Source organism: Oxalobacter vibrioformis, assembly GCF_027118995.1.
GTDB classification, from domain to species: domain Bacteria; phylum Pseudomonadota; class Gammaproteobacteria; order Burkholderiales; family Burkholderiaceae_D; genus Oxalobacter; species Oxalobacter vibrioformis.
Genome location: NZ_CP098242.1, coordinates 325,094 through 338,513, shown reverse-complemented (window position 1 = coordinate 338,513; position 13,420 = coordinate 325,094). Strand labels below are relative to the sequence as shown.

General features: G+C 50.2%; 20 protein-coding genes and 2 tRNA genes. 10 read left to right on the top strand and 12 right to left on the bottom strand.

What is annotated here, in order from left to right; all coding sequences use genetic code 11:
• Positions 1-25: 25 nt before the first annotated feature.
• The 3 genes from NB640_RS01810 to NB640_RS01800 are packed head-to-tail and all read right to left on the bottom strand — an operon-like array spanning position 26 to position 2,132.
• Positions 26-466 (bottom strand): ExbD/TolR family protein, encoded by a 441-nt coding sequence (locus tag NB640_RS01810; protein WP_269309438.1) that lies wholly within the window; start codon positions 464-466, stop codon positions 26-28.
• Between the two features lie 2 nt (positions 467-468).
• Positions 469-1,221: a MotA/TolQ/ExbB proton channel family protein gene (locus NB640_RS01805; protein ID WP_269309437.1), complete on the bottom strand. Its 753-nt coding sequence runs from the start codon at positions 1,219-1,221 to the stop codon at positions 469-471.
• Between the two features lie 32 nt (positions 1,222-1,253).
• Positions 1,254-2,132 (bottom strand): energy transducer TonB, encoded by an 879-nt coding sequence (locus NB640_RS01800; RefSeq protein ID WP_269309436.1) that lies wholly within the window; start codon positions 2,130-2,132, stop codon positions 1,254-1,256.
• Positions 2,133-2,332: 200 nt separating this feature from the next.
• Here NB640_RS01800 and hutX point away from each other — a divergent pair, with 200 nt between their 5' ends.
• From hutX to hutW, 3 genes are read left to right on the top strand one after another with little or no spacing between them, the layout of a single operon-like run.
• A complete protein-coding gene (gene hutX / locus NB640_RS01795; protein ID WP_269309435.1) occupies positions 2,333-2,863 on the top strand; it encodes a heme utilization cystosolic carrier protein HutX in 531 nt (176 codons plus the stop codon).
• Positions 2,860-3,516, top strand: a complete 657-nt coding sequence (locus NB640_RS01790; protein WP_269309434.1) for an NAD(P)-dependent oxidoreductase — start codon at positions 2,860-2,862, stop codon at positions 3,514-3,516. The genes hutX and NB640_RS01790 overlap by 4 nt, the downstream gene beginning before the upstream one ends.
• Positions 3,513-4,865 carry a heme anaerobic degradation radical SAM methyltransferase ChuW/HutW gene (gene hutW / locus NB640_RS01785; protein ID WP_269309433.1) on the top strand — a complete coding sequence of 451 codons (1,353 nt, stop codon included), beginning with the start codon at positions 3,513-3,515 and terminating at the stop codon, positions 4,863-4,865. Before NB640_RS01790 ends, hutW begins: the two co-directional genes overlap by 4 nt.
• A gap of 81 nt (positions 4,866-4,946) precedes the next feature.
• Here the strand turns inward: hutW and NB640_RS01780 are convergent, their stop codons facing one another.
• Both NB640_RS01780 and NB640_RS01775 read right to left on the bottom strand, forming a co-directional pair.
• The gene (locus NB640_RS01780; RefSeq protein WP_269309432.1) at positions 4,947-5,162 is read right to left on the bottom strand and encodes a hypothetical protein; all 216 of its coding nucleotides are present in this window, start codon (positions 5,160-5,162) and stop codon (positions 4,947-4,949) included.
• A gap of 18 nt (positions 5,163-5,180) precedes the next feature.
• Positions 5,181-5,330, bottom strand: a complete 150-nt coding sequence (locus NB640_RS01775) for a hypothetical protein (RefSeq protein ID WP_269309431.1) — start codon at positions 5,328-5,330, stop codon at positions 5,181-5,183.
• Between the two features lie 320 nt (positions 5,331-5,650).
• Between NB640_RS01775 and NB640_RS01770 the strand changes: the two genes are divergently transcribed.
• Positions 5,651-6,382 (top strand): hypothetical protein, encoded by a 732-nt coding sequence (locus NB640_RS01770; RefSeq protein WP_269309430.1) that lies wholly within the window; start codon positions 5,651-5,653, stop codon positions 6,380-6,382.
• A gap of 142 nt (positions 6,383-6,524) precedes the next feature.
• Entirely contained in the window at positions 6,525-7,709 is a 1,185-nt protein-coding gene (locus NB640_RS01765) for an alpha-hydroxy-acid oxidizing protein (protein WP_269309429.1), read from the top strand.
• 65 nt (positions 7,710-7,774) lie between these two features.
• Here NB640_RS01765 and NB640_RS01760 read toward each other — a convergent pair whose 3' ends face one another.
• Positions 7,775-7,963, bottom strand: coding sequence for a YjfB family protein (locus NB640_RS01760; RefSeq protein WP_269309427.1), 189 nt, complete (start codon positions 7,961-7,963; stop codon positions 7,775-7,777).
• Positions 7,964-8,206: 243 nt separating this feature from the next.
• Here NB640_RS01760 and NB640_RS01755 point away from each other — a divergent pair.
• Positions 8,207-8,283: transfer RNA gene (locus tag NB640_RS01755), tRNA-Arg, on the top strand.
• Between the two features lie 18 nt (positions 8,284-8,301).
• On the opposite strand, the gene NB640_RS01750 is transcribed toward NB640_RS01755, so the two are convergent.
• Positions 8,302-8,700: a YajD family HNH nuclease gene (locus NB640_RS01750; protein ID WP_332880220.1), complete on the bottom strand. Its 399-nt coding sequence runs from the start codon at positions 8,698-8,700 to the stop codon at positions 8,302-8,304.
• A 557-nt stretch (positions 8,701-9,257) separates the two neighbouring features.
• On the opposite strand from NB640_RS01750, the gene NB640_RS13000 reads away from it, so the two are divergent.
• Positions 9,258-9,647, top strand: coding sequence for a 4Fe-4S dicluster domain-containing protein (locus NB640_RS13000; RefSeq protein ID WP_408637948.1), 390 nt, complete (start codon positions 9,258-9,260; stop codon positions 9,645-9,647).
• Here the strand turns inward: NB640_RS13000 and NB640_RS12995 are convergent.
• Both NB640_RS12995 and NB640_RS01740 read right to left on the bottom strand, forming a co-directional pair.
• Entirely contained in the window at positions 9,557-9,748 is a 192-nt protein-coding gene (locus tag NB640_RS12995; RefSeq protein WP_408637935.1) for a Lar family restriction alleviation protein, read from the bottom strand. The genes NB640_RS13000 and NB640_RS12995 overlap by 91 nt on opposite strands.
• Positions 9,720-9,866 (bottom strand): hypothetical protein, encoded by a 147-nt coding sequence (locus NB640_RS01740; RefSeq protein WP_269309425.1) that lies wholly within the window; start codon positions 9,864-9,866, stop codon positions 9,720-9,722. The genes NB640_RS12995 and NB640_RS01740 overlap by 29 nt, the downstream gene beginning before the upstream one ends.
• 63 nt (positions 9,867-9,929) lie before the next feature.
• Here NB640_RS01740 and NB640_RS01735 point away from each other — a divergent pair, with 63 nt between their 5' ends.
• A complete protein-coding gene (locus NB640_RS01735; protein ID WP_269309424.1) occupies positions 9,930-10,235 on the top strand; it encodes a hypothetical protein in 306 nt (101 codons plus the stop codon).
• Between the two features lie 66 nt (positions 10,236-10,301).
• On the opposite strand, the gene NB640_RS01730 is transcribed toward NB640_RS01735, so the two are convergent.
• The 3 genes from NB640_RS01730 to NB640_RS01720 form a co-directional block, all read right to left on the bottom strand.
• Positions 10,302-10,601, bottom strand: a complete 300-nt coding sequence (locus NB640_RS01730) for a hypothetical protein (RefSeq protein ID WP_269309423.1) — start codon at positions 10,599-10,601, stop codon at positions 10,302-10,304.
• A 286-nt stretch (positions 10,602-10,887) separates the two neighbouring features.
• Positions 10,888-11,166: a hypothetical protein gene (locus tag NB640_RS01725; protein WP_269309422.1), complete on the bottom strand. Its 279-nt coding sequence runs from the start codon at positions 11,164-11,166 to the stop codon at positions 10,888-10,890.
• A gap of 118 nt (positions 11,167-11,284) precedes the next feature.
• Positions 11,285-11,515 (bottom strand): hypothetical protein, encoded by a 231-nt coding sequence (locus tag NB640_RS01720; RefSeq protein WP_269309420.1) that lies wholly within the window; start codon positions 11,513-11,515, stop codon positions 11,285-11,287.
• Between the two features lie 174 nt (positions 11,516-11,689).
• On the opposite strand from NB640_RS01720, the gene NB640_RS01715 reads away from it, so the two are divergent.
• Both NB640_RS01715 and NB640_RS01710 read left to right on the top strand, forming a co-directional pair.
• Positions 11,690-12,724 carry an IS110 family RNA-guided transposase gene (locus NB640_RS01715; protein WP_269309419.1) on the top strand — a complete coding sequence of 345 codons (1,035 nt, stop codon included), beginning with the start codon at positions 11,690-11,692 and terminating at the stop codon, positions 12,722-12,724.
• 583 nt (positions 12,725-13,307) lie between these two features.
• Positions 13,308-13,398, top strand: a tRNA-Ser gene (locus NB640_RS01710).
• Positions 13,399-13,420: the final 22 nt, after the last annotated feature.

Below are 13,420 nucleotides of genomic sequence, written 5' to 3'. Positions count from 1 at the left end.
GGGGTTTACTGCCGTTATCGGCTGGTCAGGGTTGGATGGATAGGTTCTTTTCTGCTTGCGGCTTTGTCACGAAGCCGATGGTTGTAAGGCCGGCCCGGCTTGCGTCTGCCAGGGTTTCGGCGACAAACTGGTAGTCGCTATGCCTGTCGGCGTGAATGTGCAGTTCAGGCATGGGATTTTTTTTCGACGCGACAGCAAATTGTTGCTGGGCGGTTTTGCGGTCAATGGCTTCCCCATTCCAATAGAGTGTGCCGTCGGCATGGATGGAAAACGTGATTTTTTCCGCCGGGGCCTCAATGGTTTTCGCGCTGGCCTGCGGCAATTCGATTTTGACCGAATGCGAAAGCAGGGGGGCCGTGACGATGAAGATGACGAGCAGCACGAGCATCACGTCAATCAGGGGAACCATGTTCATCTCGGACATGGGCGTCCGCTTATGCCGGTTGTCAAATCCGCCGAATGCCATGATCAGCCTCGCTTGATGTTATGAACCACCGGTGGCTGCATGGTGGCCTGAACCGATACCTGTGCGAAGGCACAGATCTTTCCGGTGGAAAGGAAGGTCAGGAGTTCATTGGCAAAGGCGTCAAGCCTGGCAAGCGTGACGTTATTGGTGCGCACGAGCATGTTATAGCCAATGACCGCCGGAATGGCGACGGCCAGGCCGATGCCGGTCATGATAAGCGCTTCGCCAACCGGACCGGCTACCTTGTCGAGTGTGCCTGCACCCGTGGCGCTGATCGCAATCAATGCGTTGTAGATTCCCCAGACCGTGCCGAACAGTCCGATGAAAGGGGCGGTGCTTCCGATGGTGGCCAGGACGGAAAGGCCGTTTTCCAGACGCGCGGCATCTTCGTCAATGACTTTTTTCATGGTCCGGATAAGAAACTCCTGTTGTGTGCCCGCTTCCGAGAGTTTTGCCGCGCCATAGGTATTGTGGTGCTCCTTGGCATGCTGGGCATGCGCGGTGAGATGGGAGAAAGGGCATTTGATGCCGTGCGTCTGGATTTCATGCCGCACGGCGTCAAGTGACGTGGCATTCCAGAAAAGCTGGAGGAAGGCGTTGCCATGCCGGTTACGTCGCCAGGCGGCGATACCCTTGACGACAATGAGTGTCCAGGAGGCAATCGACATGCCGAGGAGAATGACGAGAAGGCATTTGCCGAGGGGGTCGCTTTGGGCGATGAAGTGGGCAAATCCGATAGTGTGGGCAGGTTCCATGATCTGTTTTCGTTTGCTGAATAAAAAAATGCCTATTGGTTTTTCAGATTGAACTGGTAAGGGATGACGGCCATGGCAGCCAGTACGCGGCCGTTTTCGCTATAGGGATGAAAAGTGCTGCGCCGTGCGGCTTTCAGGGCAGCATGGTCGAGACGGTCAAAGCCGGAACTGCTGACGATCCTGGCATCATGAACACGCCCGTCGGTGCCAACGACAACACGTACGCTTACTTGTCCCGCTTCATTGCGCTGAATCGAGCGTTCGGGGTATTCCGGCTTGAAGGCGTGTTTATAGTTGAGCCGGGAAAGGGGGACAGAACGGGCCATGTTGCTGCCGGGGCCGATGCCGTCTCCCGTTCTGGCGCCATCACCGGTACCGTTTCCCCCGCCGTTTCCCGGGCCGGTTTTTGTATCGTGACCACTCCCACCGCCTGTTTCAGGCGACCGGCTTTCATCAATGGCAGAAGATGCCGAAGAGCGTGTTTCCTTTGTGGAAGCGTTTTCCTTGATGACGGGTTCATTTTCCCTGACGGTATCTTTCGGCAAGGTTGCCTCGGCGCGGGCCGTGCGATCAGAAACCGAATCGGTCGCAATGAGCGTGTTTTCTTTTTTCCTGACGTGCGGGACAGCCTGTTTTTCAATGCTGGCGGGCTGTGTTTTTTCTCTGGACGCAGGAACGGCTTTTCCTTGCCTATCCGGTGCCTGCAATACCGAGATATAAAGGGTGGAAGCGCCGCTGCCGCCTCCATTGCCGCTTGCGCTTCCCAGTTCGGCAAGCGGGATGTTTCTGAGCAGCAGCACAATCAGCACACTGTGCATGATGATCACGAAAGCCGTCATCATGCGCACGAACGGACGGGGCAGCCGATCAATATGCCGCGGGAAGAGTATAGGGGTTTCAGCAGTAACCATGTCTCTGTTTCAATGCGTTCTTTCGCCTTTCCGGGACGATTTTTCAGATATTTCATAAAACACTTCAAATGATAATGATTATCATTTACAATTGTCAATACCAAATGAGAATTATTATCATTTGAAGTGTCGGGGCGATTGATCCGGGAACAATCCGGTTCTTCGACCTTTTTCCGTTATCAAGAAAAAAGTGGGGCAAGATGACAACTGAAGAAATACAGGCAATGGACAAAGCTGCCGTCGGGCAGATACTGAAGAAAAATCCGGGGGTGATCCTGGAGGGACTCGCGAAAAGCAGCGGGTTTTCAATGGCTGAACTGATTGAGCTGCTGCCGGAGGAGATGTGGCAGAAAACAGAAGGCGAGCATTTTGTCGAAATCATGCAGGCGATAGCCATGATGGGAAAAATCACCTTTGTGATGCATACCGCTGATGTTGTCCTTGAGTTTTCCGGAACCCTTCCGACAGGGGAAGTGGGGCATGGTTTTTACAATCTATCCTACCAAAGCCCTTTGCATGGTCACTTGCGCGCGAGTAACTGCCAGTCGATTTATCTGGTCGAGCGGCCGTTCATGAACAAGCAGACGATCAGCGTTCAGTTCATGAATGAGGCCGGGGATGCCATGTTCAAGATTTTTGCCGGCCGTGACGACAATGGCGAGCATATGCCCGAACAACTGGATGCATTGCGTTCCCTTTTTGACAGGGCCCTTGCCGGGGCAACGGCATGAGGGCATACGATCTGCTGCTCTTTGGCGCGACCCGCAATACCGGATTGCATATTGCCCGGCTGGCAACCCAATGTGGAAAGCAGGTGGCGGCAATGGTACGGCCGCGTAGCGATGCGGCGCCACTGGAAATGCTGGACGTGCACATTATCGAAGGGGATGCCTTTCTGGAAGAAGATTGCCGACGCGCAGTTGAGATAGCATGCCCGCGTCATGTCATCAGCCTGATGGGTGGCAAAAATGCCGAGGGGCGTCGCGTCTGTGCCGAAGGCAACATCAATGTGATCCGGGCGCTGGCCCATTCGTCCCGTCTGGAGAGGATGCTTCTGGTTACCTCGATGGGGTGCGGGGAGCAGTATGAGGGAGTGAGCAGCAACGTGAAGCAGTTTCTCGGGGAAGCGCTGCGGGCCAAGACAGAGGCGGAGAACCTGTTGAAAAAAAGCGGGCTGCCGTGGACCATCGTCCGTCCGGGTGGACTGAACAATGAACCCGGCACAGGGGATTTCTGTTTTCTGGATGCACCCGACAGGCGCCGTGAGGGCTATCTCGCGCGCGAAGATGTGGCGCAGGCCACCCTGCATCTGCTGGAAGATCCTGACTGGCTGTATCGGGCCGCGACGATCCAGCGCGATGTTACGGGAGGAAATGGCGCATGATTGATCTGTCTCCTTTTTTAGCGCGGGTGAGCGATGATCCCCTGACGCTGGCATTCGAGGAAGAAAAAAAGGTCATGCCGTCACTGGCCCGTATGCGCCCTCAGATGCCCCAGTGGGAAGGCGGGACGTTTGCTGAATTTGCGCCCGAAGCGTTCATGGCAAGGCCCGAAAGTCCCCTGGCGCTGTATGTGCATGTGCCTTACTGTCATCACCATTGCACGTTCTGTCCTTTTTACATCAACCAGACAAAGAAGGACTGGAGTCAGGCGTATGCCCGGTTGCTCCTGAAAGAAATCGCCGATACGGCTCATGTATTGAGGGACGTCATTCATAAACGCGAAGTGAATGTCGTCTATTTTGGCGGCGGAACGCCCAGTGACCTGGAAAAGGACGATCTGGCGGCCGTCATCCGCTCTCTCAGGGAAACCTTCCGCTTTGCGGCCGATGCAGAGGTAACGGTCGAAGGGCGCACGACAGGTTTTACGCCTGAAAAAGGACAAGCGTGGGCTGCTGCCGGCGCCAACCGCTTTTCGCTTGGCGTGCAGTCGGCGAATACCCGGCTGAGAAAAAAACTGGGGCGGCTTTCCAGTCGTGAACAGGTCGGCGAGACACTGAACGGGCTGTGCGACAGCGGCGCGACCGTTGTCATTGACCTGCTGTACGGGCTGCCTGGGCAGGATGTGCCGCTATTGCTCGACGATATTCGCTACCTGAGTGAAGAAACGCCTGTTCATGGTCTTGACCTGTATGAGCTCAGGCGCTTTCCGGACAGCCCGCTCGACAAGGCGATCAATCGCGGCAAGATGCCGCCGATACCGGAACTTGCCGACAAGGCCCGCATGTTCGGCGCGGCTTACCAGCGCCTGGCTGATTATGGCTTTGAACATTTTTCCCCCAAGCACTGGCGGCGCGACGGCAAGGAGCGTTCACTCTACAACCGGCTCGCAAGGGCGCAGACCGATATGATCCCCTTCGGCTCGGCAGGCGGCGGGCGTCTGGGGGCAATCGGCCTGGGCATGGCAAGGGACATTAAAACCTACACGGAAATGGTTGAGCAGGGTGAAAAGCCGCTGTCCCGCATTGCCATTTCACCGCTTGCGGCCGAGGAGGGGGGATTCAGCTATGTGCTCGATGAATCACTGGAAATATTGCGCCTGCCGTCGCTCAGGGAATGGCCCGCCTCTCATCAGGAGGCCGGCGAAAAACTCCTGGCGCAATGGCATGAGGCCGGTCTTATCCTGCCTCAGGACGATGAATGCGGGGCATCGCTGACTTGTGCCGGACATTTCTGGTCGGGCCGGATGAAAAAGCTGCTTCTGGACTTGGTAGCGATACCGACGGCTGCCTGATTCATCTGACAAAAAAGCCAGCAGTTCATTTCTTGCTGGCTTTTTTTGTTTCACCGCCGAAATCAACACAGGAAAGTGTCGTTATTCCCTGTCAGGGAGAAGGCTTCTTCTCACGCATTCGTCATACAGGGTGTCTTCAGACCAGTTGTTGTAACCGATGAATCCTTCCATCATCATGGTCGCCAGCGCAATTTTTGCGGCATCCGACGTCCGGATGAACTGCACAAAATATTCCAGGTCGTAACTGACAAGCTTTTGTATCAACAGCTCTTTTCTGGTTCTGATCTCGTTTGGCATAACCTGTCCTGTTTTAAATTATTCTGTCAGGTCTTGCCGATTAAATGTTTCAATCACACCTGGATCAGAAACCAGTTGCGCTTCGTCTTCTGATATTTTGACCCACCATTCGCCACCGATCGGATCCCGAAACTCTTCGCCTATGGCGACGTACTGAAAATTTTGCATGTCACTTCCTTTGCCGGATTTTGCGTGTGCCTGTCTATTGAAAATCATATCCAGAAAACATCATAGCGGCCCATTGGTTTTTTTATCTGAAGATGGTCAATAGTTTTGTTTACCGCTGCTTTTGTTATTGTATGCGAAACCGTGAAGACGTTACACGGGTAAATGCCCCTGTTCATGAATATGACAGAGAGGAAGGCATGTATTTATGATGTTGATTGGCCGTTTTTAGAAGACAGATTATCTGGAATGACAGACACGCCCAATCATTGCTGATTCAGGGTAAACTGTGTTCACAGCCTGTTCGGACAAGGGAGTCATCCATGCGAAAATTGTTGCTGTTACCGGTTCTTTTTCTTTACGCTTTTTCTGCCCACTCTCTTGCCAATGCCGCCCCTTCACTGACGGTTACCGATATGCAGCCAGCAGGAGAGGCTGCATATCTGACGCAGATTGTTGTGCGCTTTTCCGAAAACATGCGTTCGTCCGGACAAACAGAGCAGGATGCGACTACTTCCCCCCTTCAACTGAAAACTTCCTCGGGTGATCTCCCGGCAGGAAAGTATCGCTGGACAGATCCGGCAACGCTGACGTATCTTTTTGATGAACCGGTTGCTGCTCCCCTGACAATCATGGCTACCGTTTTGGCAGGTGCCAAAGCGCTTTCAGGCCGCGTATTGAATAAAACAGTCTCGTGGAAAGTCAGTACGCCACCGTATGATTTTTCAGTGGCACCGTATGCTTCGCTTCCTGCCAAAAATCCGATTGTGGCGCTTTCCAGCAATTACGAAATTACGCCTGGCATTCTCAAAGACAAGCTGTCCATCCTGATGAATGGACAGATGATTCCCTTTGCTGTCGATGAAACCCAACACCCTATACCACCAGGACATCGCAGCATATATACCGCATTCGGGTATCGCATTGACATGCAGGCAGATCTGCCGCCGAATGCCATTGTTGAGATCAGGCTGGCTCCTGGCATTACTTTCAAAAAAGGCGGTGAACCGGCAAAAGCACATACTTTCATTGTGACAGGTTATAAATCACAATAAAAACATGTGGACAAAAGGACATATTCGGGTGGCCATCTGTATACGGCAGCCGTTGCCACAGCACTTGTTTTAACATGAGCTTGCCTATAATCAATTTTTTTGATTCAACCGGACTTAGAATGGAGAACAAAGGAGGGGGTAAATGATGAAAAAACATATTCAGGCAGTTGCAGTTGTCTCAGCAATCATTTTTTCTCAGGCAGCCATGGCACAGGGGACTAAAAATGCCCCGGTCATCAGTGATGCTGAAGGACCGATCAAAATCATCAATCTTTATGATCTTGAAAAGGAGGCGTCAACGAAAGTAGCGAAGGGCGCTTTTGGCTATGTCGAGGGAGGCGCAGAGGATGAAGTCACCATGCGAAGCAATTCGACCGCATTCGACAAGAAAAAAATCCTGCCCAATGGTCTGGCAGGCATAGATGGCGTCAATTTAAAGACCACTTTTTTAGGTGTTGAATTAGCCAGTCCGATCATTATCGCGCCAATGGCCGCCCATGGGCTGGTCCATAAAGAAGCAGACAGGGCAACCATCAGGGGAACTCAAAAAGCAGGAACCCTCATGGCGGTAAGTACTTATTCCAGCGTGCCGATTGATGATATTGCAAAAAGCGCGCCGGGTGCCCCGTTTGTCTTCCAGCTCTATATGAGCAAAGACAATGCGTACAATGAATATATTGTCAAAAAAGCGAAGGCTGCCGGTGCAAAGGCCATCATTATAACGATTGATGCCGGTACCGCTGGTAACCGGGAGGCAGATGCAAGAAATAATTACAACTACAGTGTGGCTACCCCGAACGTGAGCGAGTTTTACAAAGGGAAAAACATCACGCAAAGCCAGGCTCGGGCGTTGAGGAAAATAAGTTTTTCCGGTGAAGATATCAAATTCATCAAACGCGTGAGTGGGTTGCCGGTACTGGTCAAAGGGGTACTGTCGCCGCAAGCGGCTGAAACGGCGATTGCGGCAGGTGCTGACGGGATCTGGATATCCAATCATGGCGGAAGACAGCTGGACGGTGCGCCTGCCACTTTCGATATGCTTCCCATTATTGCCAAAACGGTCAATAAGCGGGTTCCCATTATTTTTGACAGTGGTGTGAGAAGAGGTACTCATGTATTCAAGGCACTGGCCAGTGGTGCGGATATTGTTGCAATTGGAAGGCCTGCCCTGTATGGACTGATCCTGGGGGGCTCGGAGGGTGTCAATGACGTTTTTCAGCAATTGAACAAGGAATTGACCACCACGATGATTCTGGCTGGAACAAAAGATATTGAAGCGGTCAAACAGAACAAATTGTTTGATCCGGAAAAACAGGAAGCAAGATAAAGGGGCGCATGTAAAAAGGGTCAGCGGATAAAGCTGACCCTTTTGTTTTTCCTGCTCATGCCTGATCAGGCGGTTGTATTGACATTACGCCCGATATTCGGATTCGCCGGAAGCGACGGTACTGCCTCAAGCAGAAGCGCAACGCTCATTTCCTGCAGATCCATTGATTTTTTCAGCATGGCAACTTCAACAGCGACTGCTGTTTTTTCATTTGCCATTTGGGTGGACCAACTGGCGATACTGGATACATCCATGATTTTTCCTCAGGTTTTACTCCATACGTATTTATTACGGCAGAAAAGAAAAATACTTTAAGCCAGCCTTATGAAAGATTTACTGCTGATGTTGCTTTCAAGCGGAATTGGGAGAGTGCATCAGGGGGCAGAAGATAAGTCGGGAGGCTAAACAACAGGTAAATATGGTATGATTTCGGCTGCTTTTGCTTGTGCGATCCAGTCCATTCAGGATTTTCGGGATGTCGCGCAATATCACATGCACTGCCCTTAGCTCAGCTGGATAGAGCAACGGCCTTCTAAGCCGTAGGTCACACGTTCGAATCGTGTAGGGCAGGCCAGCCTTTCAATGATTCGGGTTATTTCTCCTGCTGCTTCTTCAGGAGCGATTCAAGTGCGGCAAAAGGGTTGTGTGTCGCCGCTTGCGCAGGCGTTTTGCCTTGTTGTGATGCACTATGCCGATCAGCTTCAAGATAGCGCGAATGCTCATTGTCATGACAGTACAGACACAACAGTTCCCAGTTACTGCCATCGGGAGGATTGTTGTCGTGATTGTGGTCGCGATGATGAACTGTCAATTGTTGCAGATTGCTGTGAGTAAATTCACGCGCGCAACGGCCGCAAATCCATGGATAGATCTGAAGGGCGCGCTCACGATAACCTTGTGCGCGTAATTTTGCCCCTTTATTTGCGCCGGCAACCAGTTGATCCAGCTTTGCAGTATTTCGTTTCTTTATCGCCAAAATAAAAGCCTCCAATTGAAATTTGCCAGGAAAGCTTTCTTAAAACCCAAAGATGAATACGATGTTCAGGCCAAAATCCAGAGCCCGGGAAACGACCTCCATATGAGGAAAGCAGCTGAATTTAACTATACATCGCCAGATAAAGCCGATCAATAACGTGATAATTTTATTTTAAAAATAAAACGCTTGGGTTTTACTGAATTCAGTGCGAGTGCTTTTTACATGCTGCCAAGCCGCAGGTCAGAGGGGCGAATCCTCTGTTGCAGGCCAATCGTTTTCATCACCGCTTTTAATGAAATTACTGAAACGCACGTTTTCATTTTCCAGCTGGGCCTGCCTGTTTTTCTCTCTTGCCGGGCAACCCGTTTTTTAAGAAGCGAAAAAGCTGAATTCGCTGAAATAATGTCCATTTAACTCTGGATGCGTGGGGAAACCGTGAATTAAATGTGGTAAAGCAGGAATAAATCATGGTGCTCTTCTATCTTGATAAAAGTTGATTAAAGGCAACCAAATATCAAGCGGCCAAGCACCAGTACCGGATATTTCTAATGAGAAAAATTATCAGATAAAATCTGGAAAATTGTGTCGGCTGTAATCGTTGTGTCAGAGAATGTCCGATCGAGACGGCCAATCTGACATATCAGGATGCACAAGGCAATATCAAGATTGATGTTGATGATGCCCAGTGTATTGCCTGTGGAAGATGCATCCAGGTATGTAGACATGGTGCCCGGTCTTATGAAGATGATCTGGAACGTTTTTTCGATGATCTTGACCGTGGTGTTCCGCTTTCTCTTATTACCGCGCCTTCACAAATGCCGTGCCGGAAGAAATCCACATCTCCGCCTGACAGACGAAACCATACAGGGCATCAGCTTGTGCCTGGTGTCCTGTTCCACGCCAATATCGCTTCTGAAACGTCCGGATACAGCCGTGAGCGCGCATGGCAATCCATACACTGAATAAACGCCGGGGATAGCTTTTTCCCTGATGTCTGAAGTTGCACCTTCCTTGATAAACAGAAAGGGCAAGGATTAATCCGTGGTGGCTGCGATGCCTTCATCTTTTGATATTTTCCCGATGATACCAATTTTTTCTTGGGCTATTGCGCCCAAAAGCCTTGCGTCATTTTGACCTTTCTCAACAGCAGATGAACAATCATTTTCAGCAAAAGAGGTCAAACCATAACATGTTGATATACATGACGGCCGTTTGAATATTCTTATCATCCTATGGAGTGTATTATGAAAAAAACCATATCCGTTTTGTTGGCGGGCCTTTTTGTGACTGCTTTTGCGCAGGCTGCCGGTACTTACATTATTGACAGTACCACTTACGAAACCCGCCAGTCCGGCTATACGTACAGTCAGACGCCGGCAGGAGATATTGCCCGTGCCAATTATGCAAGAAACTACCAGGGCGCCTGGAATGATAACTGGTCACATCCGGAATGGGGTTATTCCAGTGAGGTATGGGGTACCTCTTCCACACTTGATGTCCTTGCTGACCCGAAAAGCCCATATAAAACCCAGAATACATTCAAGTATTAATCAAACCGGGTAATAAAAAACGGACTGAGGTGAAAGCGTCAGTCCGTTTTTTTGATTCCTTGCTGGTTATTGGATACCCAGCTCTTCCTTCATACGCGCCCAGATCTTTCTTTCTGCCTCTGGCGCCTGGGCCAGTGCCTGATGAATAAACGCATCAACATGGTCAATCTCTGTCGATTCGTTTTCTTCCATTCGGGGAAGGGATGTATCAGCAGAAAGCAGTGGTGGCTGTGAAAAGGAGAGTTTCAGCGTGGCTATTTCTTCCTGCATGATATGGTCAAAGGGTTCAGCTACTGTCGTTTTGCTTTGGTTGGTCGGCGTTTCCTTGTTTATCGTGTGTTTTGCTGAAATATTGCTGATACTCACCAATAGTCTCCTCATGCCAACTCATTCATTTGAAAAAACCATCATATCGCAAAGGGCATTGTCGAAAAGGTAAGGTAAGAGCCGTATTCATTCCCTATTTCTGAAGTTGTGCGGGTATACAGCACTCTGTTGTTACGTGCGCTGTATACCCGCTTCCGTTTTTCGCTATATGAATCACGAGTTAGTTCTATTTATGCAATGGGTGGGTGCGCGTAATATTGCCGAAGCAAAACAGACACACCTGCACGATATGAGGGGAAAGCAGGGGTAGGCGACGGTGGTTTTTTTAGTGGGCGACCTGGTCTGCGTCTGATGCGAGCAGGTTGCTCACTTCTTCCTTGTCCAGGTCAAAAATATCGATGATGTCGCGGTTTTCAATCGTGATATAGCCGTTTGTTGCGTGGTACGTGAGGTTTTGTACCGACATCAGGAGCGATCCTTCTTTTTCCGTATTGTTGCGCTCATAGACAATCGTGCCGATTATCACGTAATTATCGGGATGGTTGATACCGCTGATCAGATACTTTCCGGTCAGGTTGATGCTGATGATTTTTGGGAAGGCCATTGCTGCTACCGTAAGAAAAAGGTGATACGAAGTCTGTAAGGAGACTTTACCTCAAATCCGGAAAAGCTGCAGTAACAAAAAATATACTCACGGTATATTTTAAAAAGCAGCAGCAGGCTCATCCATCCGGGATAAAACGCTTGAGTGCCTCCGCATATTCCATGGCATCTTCCACCTGTGCTGCCAGATGCGACATGGTGGCGCTGAAAGTTTCTGCCCTTGTGGTGACAAAAAAAGCCTGCTCATGAACGGTGAGGTCAGCATAAAGCTGCAACTGCTGGCGGATAACATACAGCGCATCCCGCAGGTGCTCTACGGCATCAAAAAGATCATTGTCAGGGGCGGGCATGGCATTCTCCGTACCGAAAAGAATTCATTGCGGATCGGGTGGGCGAAACCGTGCGGGTTAGCATACCGGGAACATAGGAAACCGGCGCACCCGAAGGTAATGAGATGGGCACCTCCCTCCCATGTTGGATAAATTAAAAAATCAAAAGAGCAACCAACAACCAGGAGAAAGATAATGGAAAACCGGAATGTCATCGGGCTTGATCTGGCCAAAAATATTTTTCAGGTACATATTGCCGACTCAAGAGGGAAAAAAGTAAAAACCATGCGACTCAGGCGAAACCAATTAATCACAACACTTGGCATGCAGTCTCCTGCACTCATAGGCGTAGAAGCTAGTGGCGGCGCCCATCACTGGGCCAGAGAATTACAAAAACTGGGGCACGAAATAAAAATCATGGCACCACAGCATGTCAAACCCTATGTCAAAGGCAATAAGACAGATGCGCGTGATGCTGAAGCGATCTGCGAAGCGGCAGCTCGACCTGCAGTACCTAAAATACGAGTACGCAACGTAGATCAACAACAAATCCAGGCTTTGCACCGTACTCGTGAACTATGGATGAAGCAGCGAATAGCAACATCCAATCAGGCAAGAGGATTACTTACGGAATTTGGTTATATCTTTCCGGTCAGCTACAGGAAGTTGCTGAATGATATACCTGTCTGGCAGGGCCAGCCAGATAACCCGGGTATCTTGCAACAGCTCATAGAAGAGCTGTATCAGCAACTGCTTCACCTGGATCAGAAAATTCAGCATATAGAAGCCAGGCTAAAAGCATTTCTCAAGGAAGACCCAAAAATTCGTCTTATTGAAAGCATTCCCGGCATTGGGTTGCTAACGGCAACTGCTTTTATTGCCAGCTTTGGAGATGCCAGCAGTTACAGTAGCGGTCGAAAACTCGCAAGTGCAATAGGACTAACCCCCAGAGAATACAGTAGCGGAGAAAAGCGTGTAAGGATGGGAATCAGCAGGCGCGTCAACCCTTACCTGCGCTCATTACTTGTTCATGGTGCCCGTGCGGTTCTGATTAATCGAAAGAAAAAACCTGAAAACGACTGGATTGAGCAACTGGTGGCAAGAAGAGGATACAACGTAGCAACGGTCGCTTTGGCGGCAAAGAATGTACGAAGAATTTGGGGCATATTGCAAAGTGGCGAAGTGTATGACCCCGATCATGAAATCAAACGAGAACTGCAATCGGCTTAATGGTAAGGTTATTGGAAGGGTAATGTTTGTTTCAACCGAGATTTAAAGTTTTTAAAGTATGGCGTAGATAAAGGGACGGAGGACAATCAGAAAATTGCCAGGAACAGAAGATGGAACACAGGTCAGACCGGGGTTATTGCATATCGAGCGGGGCAATGGATCGTGAATCCGAGAAGGTGAAAGAGCAATAACCAGCGTATCTCATCATGAGTCAGCAGCCATATCAGGCTGCATCAAAGACCGTATATATGGCTGCAGCGACCTCCGTGCCCTATCAACTGTCTCTTGCAATTCGGGAGGTGTCCATATATGCCCCACACGGCCCGCCCATAGGGGAGGGCATGTGCACGGAGGAAAAAACCGCCTGGGGCGGTCGTCCGCCTTTGCTAGGGCTGTCAAACCCTGTCCCTGTTTTCTCCAGGGACAGGCACAGGATAGCTTTCCGCTGTTGTACGCGTCAAGCAAAAAGCCATGCGCATAGGGAGAGAAAAGGGAGAAGGGGGTATTGGCAGAAAAGAAAAAGAAGAATTGGTCAGAAGAGATTGACCTTGATCCGCCAAGAAGCTATTATTTCACGTTCAGCGGAGAGGTGGATGAGTGGTTGAAGTCGCACGCCTGGAAAGCGTGTATAGGTTAATAACCTATCGGGGGTTCGAATCCCCCTCTCTCCGCCAGAAACCCATCCAAAGAAGTACA

Coding starts and splice junctions, on each gene's coding strand:
- NB640_RS01770 (WP_269309430.1), top strand. CDS start 5,651: ATGCGAAAATTGTTGCTGTTACCGGTTCTTTTTCTTTACGCTTTTTCT.
- NB640_RS01725 (WP_269309422.1), bottom strand. CDS start 11,166: ATGGCCTTCCCAAAAATCATCAGCATCAACCTGACCGGAAAGTATCTG.
- NB640_RS01775 (WP_269309431.1), bottom strand. CDS start 5,330: ATGCAAAATTTTCAGTACGTCGCCATAGGCGAAGAGTTTCGGGATCCG.
- NB640_RS01735 (WP_269309424.1), top strand. CDS start 9,930: ATGAAAAAAACCATATCCGTTTTGTTGGCGGGCCTTTTTGTGACTGCT.
- NB640_RS01760 (WP_269309427.1), bottom strand. CDS start 7,963: ATGGATGTATCCAGTATCGCCAGTTGGTCCACCCAAATGGCAAATGAA.
- NB640_RS01715 (WP_269309419.1), top strand. CDS start 11,690: ATGGAAAACCGGAATGTCATCGGGCTTGATCTGGCCAAAAATATTTTT.
- hutW (WP_269309433.1), top strand. CDS start 3,513: ATGATTGATCTGTCTCCTTTTTTAGCGCGGGTGAGCGATGATCCCCTG.
- NB640_RS01720 (WP_269309420.1), bottom strand. CDS start 11,515: ATGCCCGCCCCTGACAATGATCTTTTTGATGCCGTAGAGCACCTGCGG.
- NB640_RS01810 (WP_269309438.1), bottom strand. CDS start 466: ATGGCATTCGGCGGATTTGACAACCGGCATAAGCGGACGCCCATGTCC.
- NB640_RS01790 (WP_269309434.1), top strand. CDS start 2,860: ATGAGGGCATACGATCTGCTGCTCTTTGGCGCGACCCGCAATACCGGA.
- NB640_RS01800 (WP_269309436.1), bottom strand. CDS start 2,132: ATGGTTACTGCTGAAACCCCTATACTCTTCCCGCGGCATATTGATCGG.
- NB640_RS01805 (WP_269309437.1), bottom strand. CDS start 1,221: ATGGAACCTGCCCACACTATCGGATTTGCCCACTTCATCGCCCAAAGC.
- NB640_RS12995 (WP_408637935.1), bottom strand. CDS start 9,748: ATGAAGGCATCGCAGCCACCACGGATTAATCCTTGCCCTTTCTGTTTA.
- NB640_RS01780 (WP_269309432.1), bottom strand. CDS start 5,162: ATGCCAAACGAGATCAGAACCAGAAAAGAGCTGTTGATACAAAAGCTT.
- NB640_RS01765 (WP_269309429.1), top strand. CDS start 6,525: ATGATGAAAAAACATATTCAGGCAGTTGCAGTTGTCTCAGCAATCATT.
- hutX (WP_269309435.1), top strand. CDS start 2,333: ATGACAACTGAAGAAATACAGGCAATGGACAAAGCTGCCGTCGGGCAG.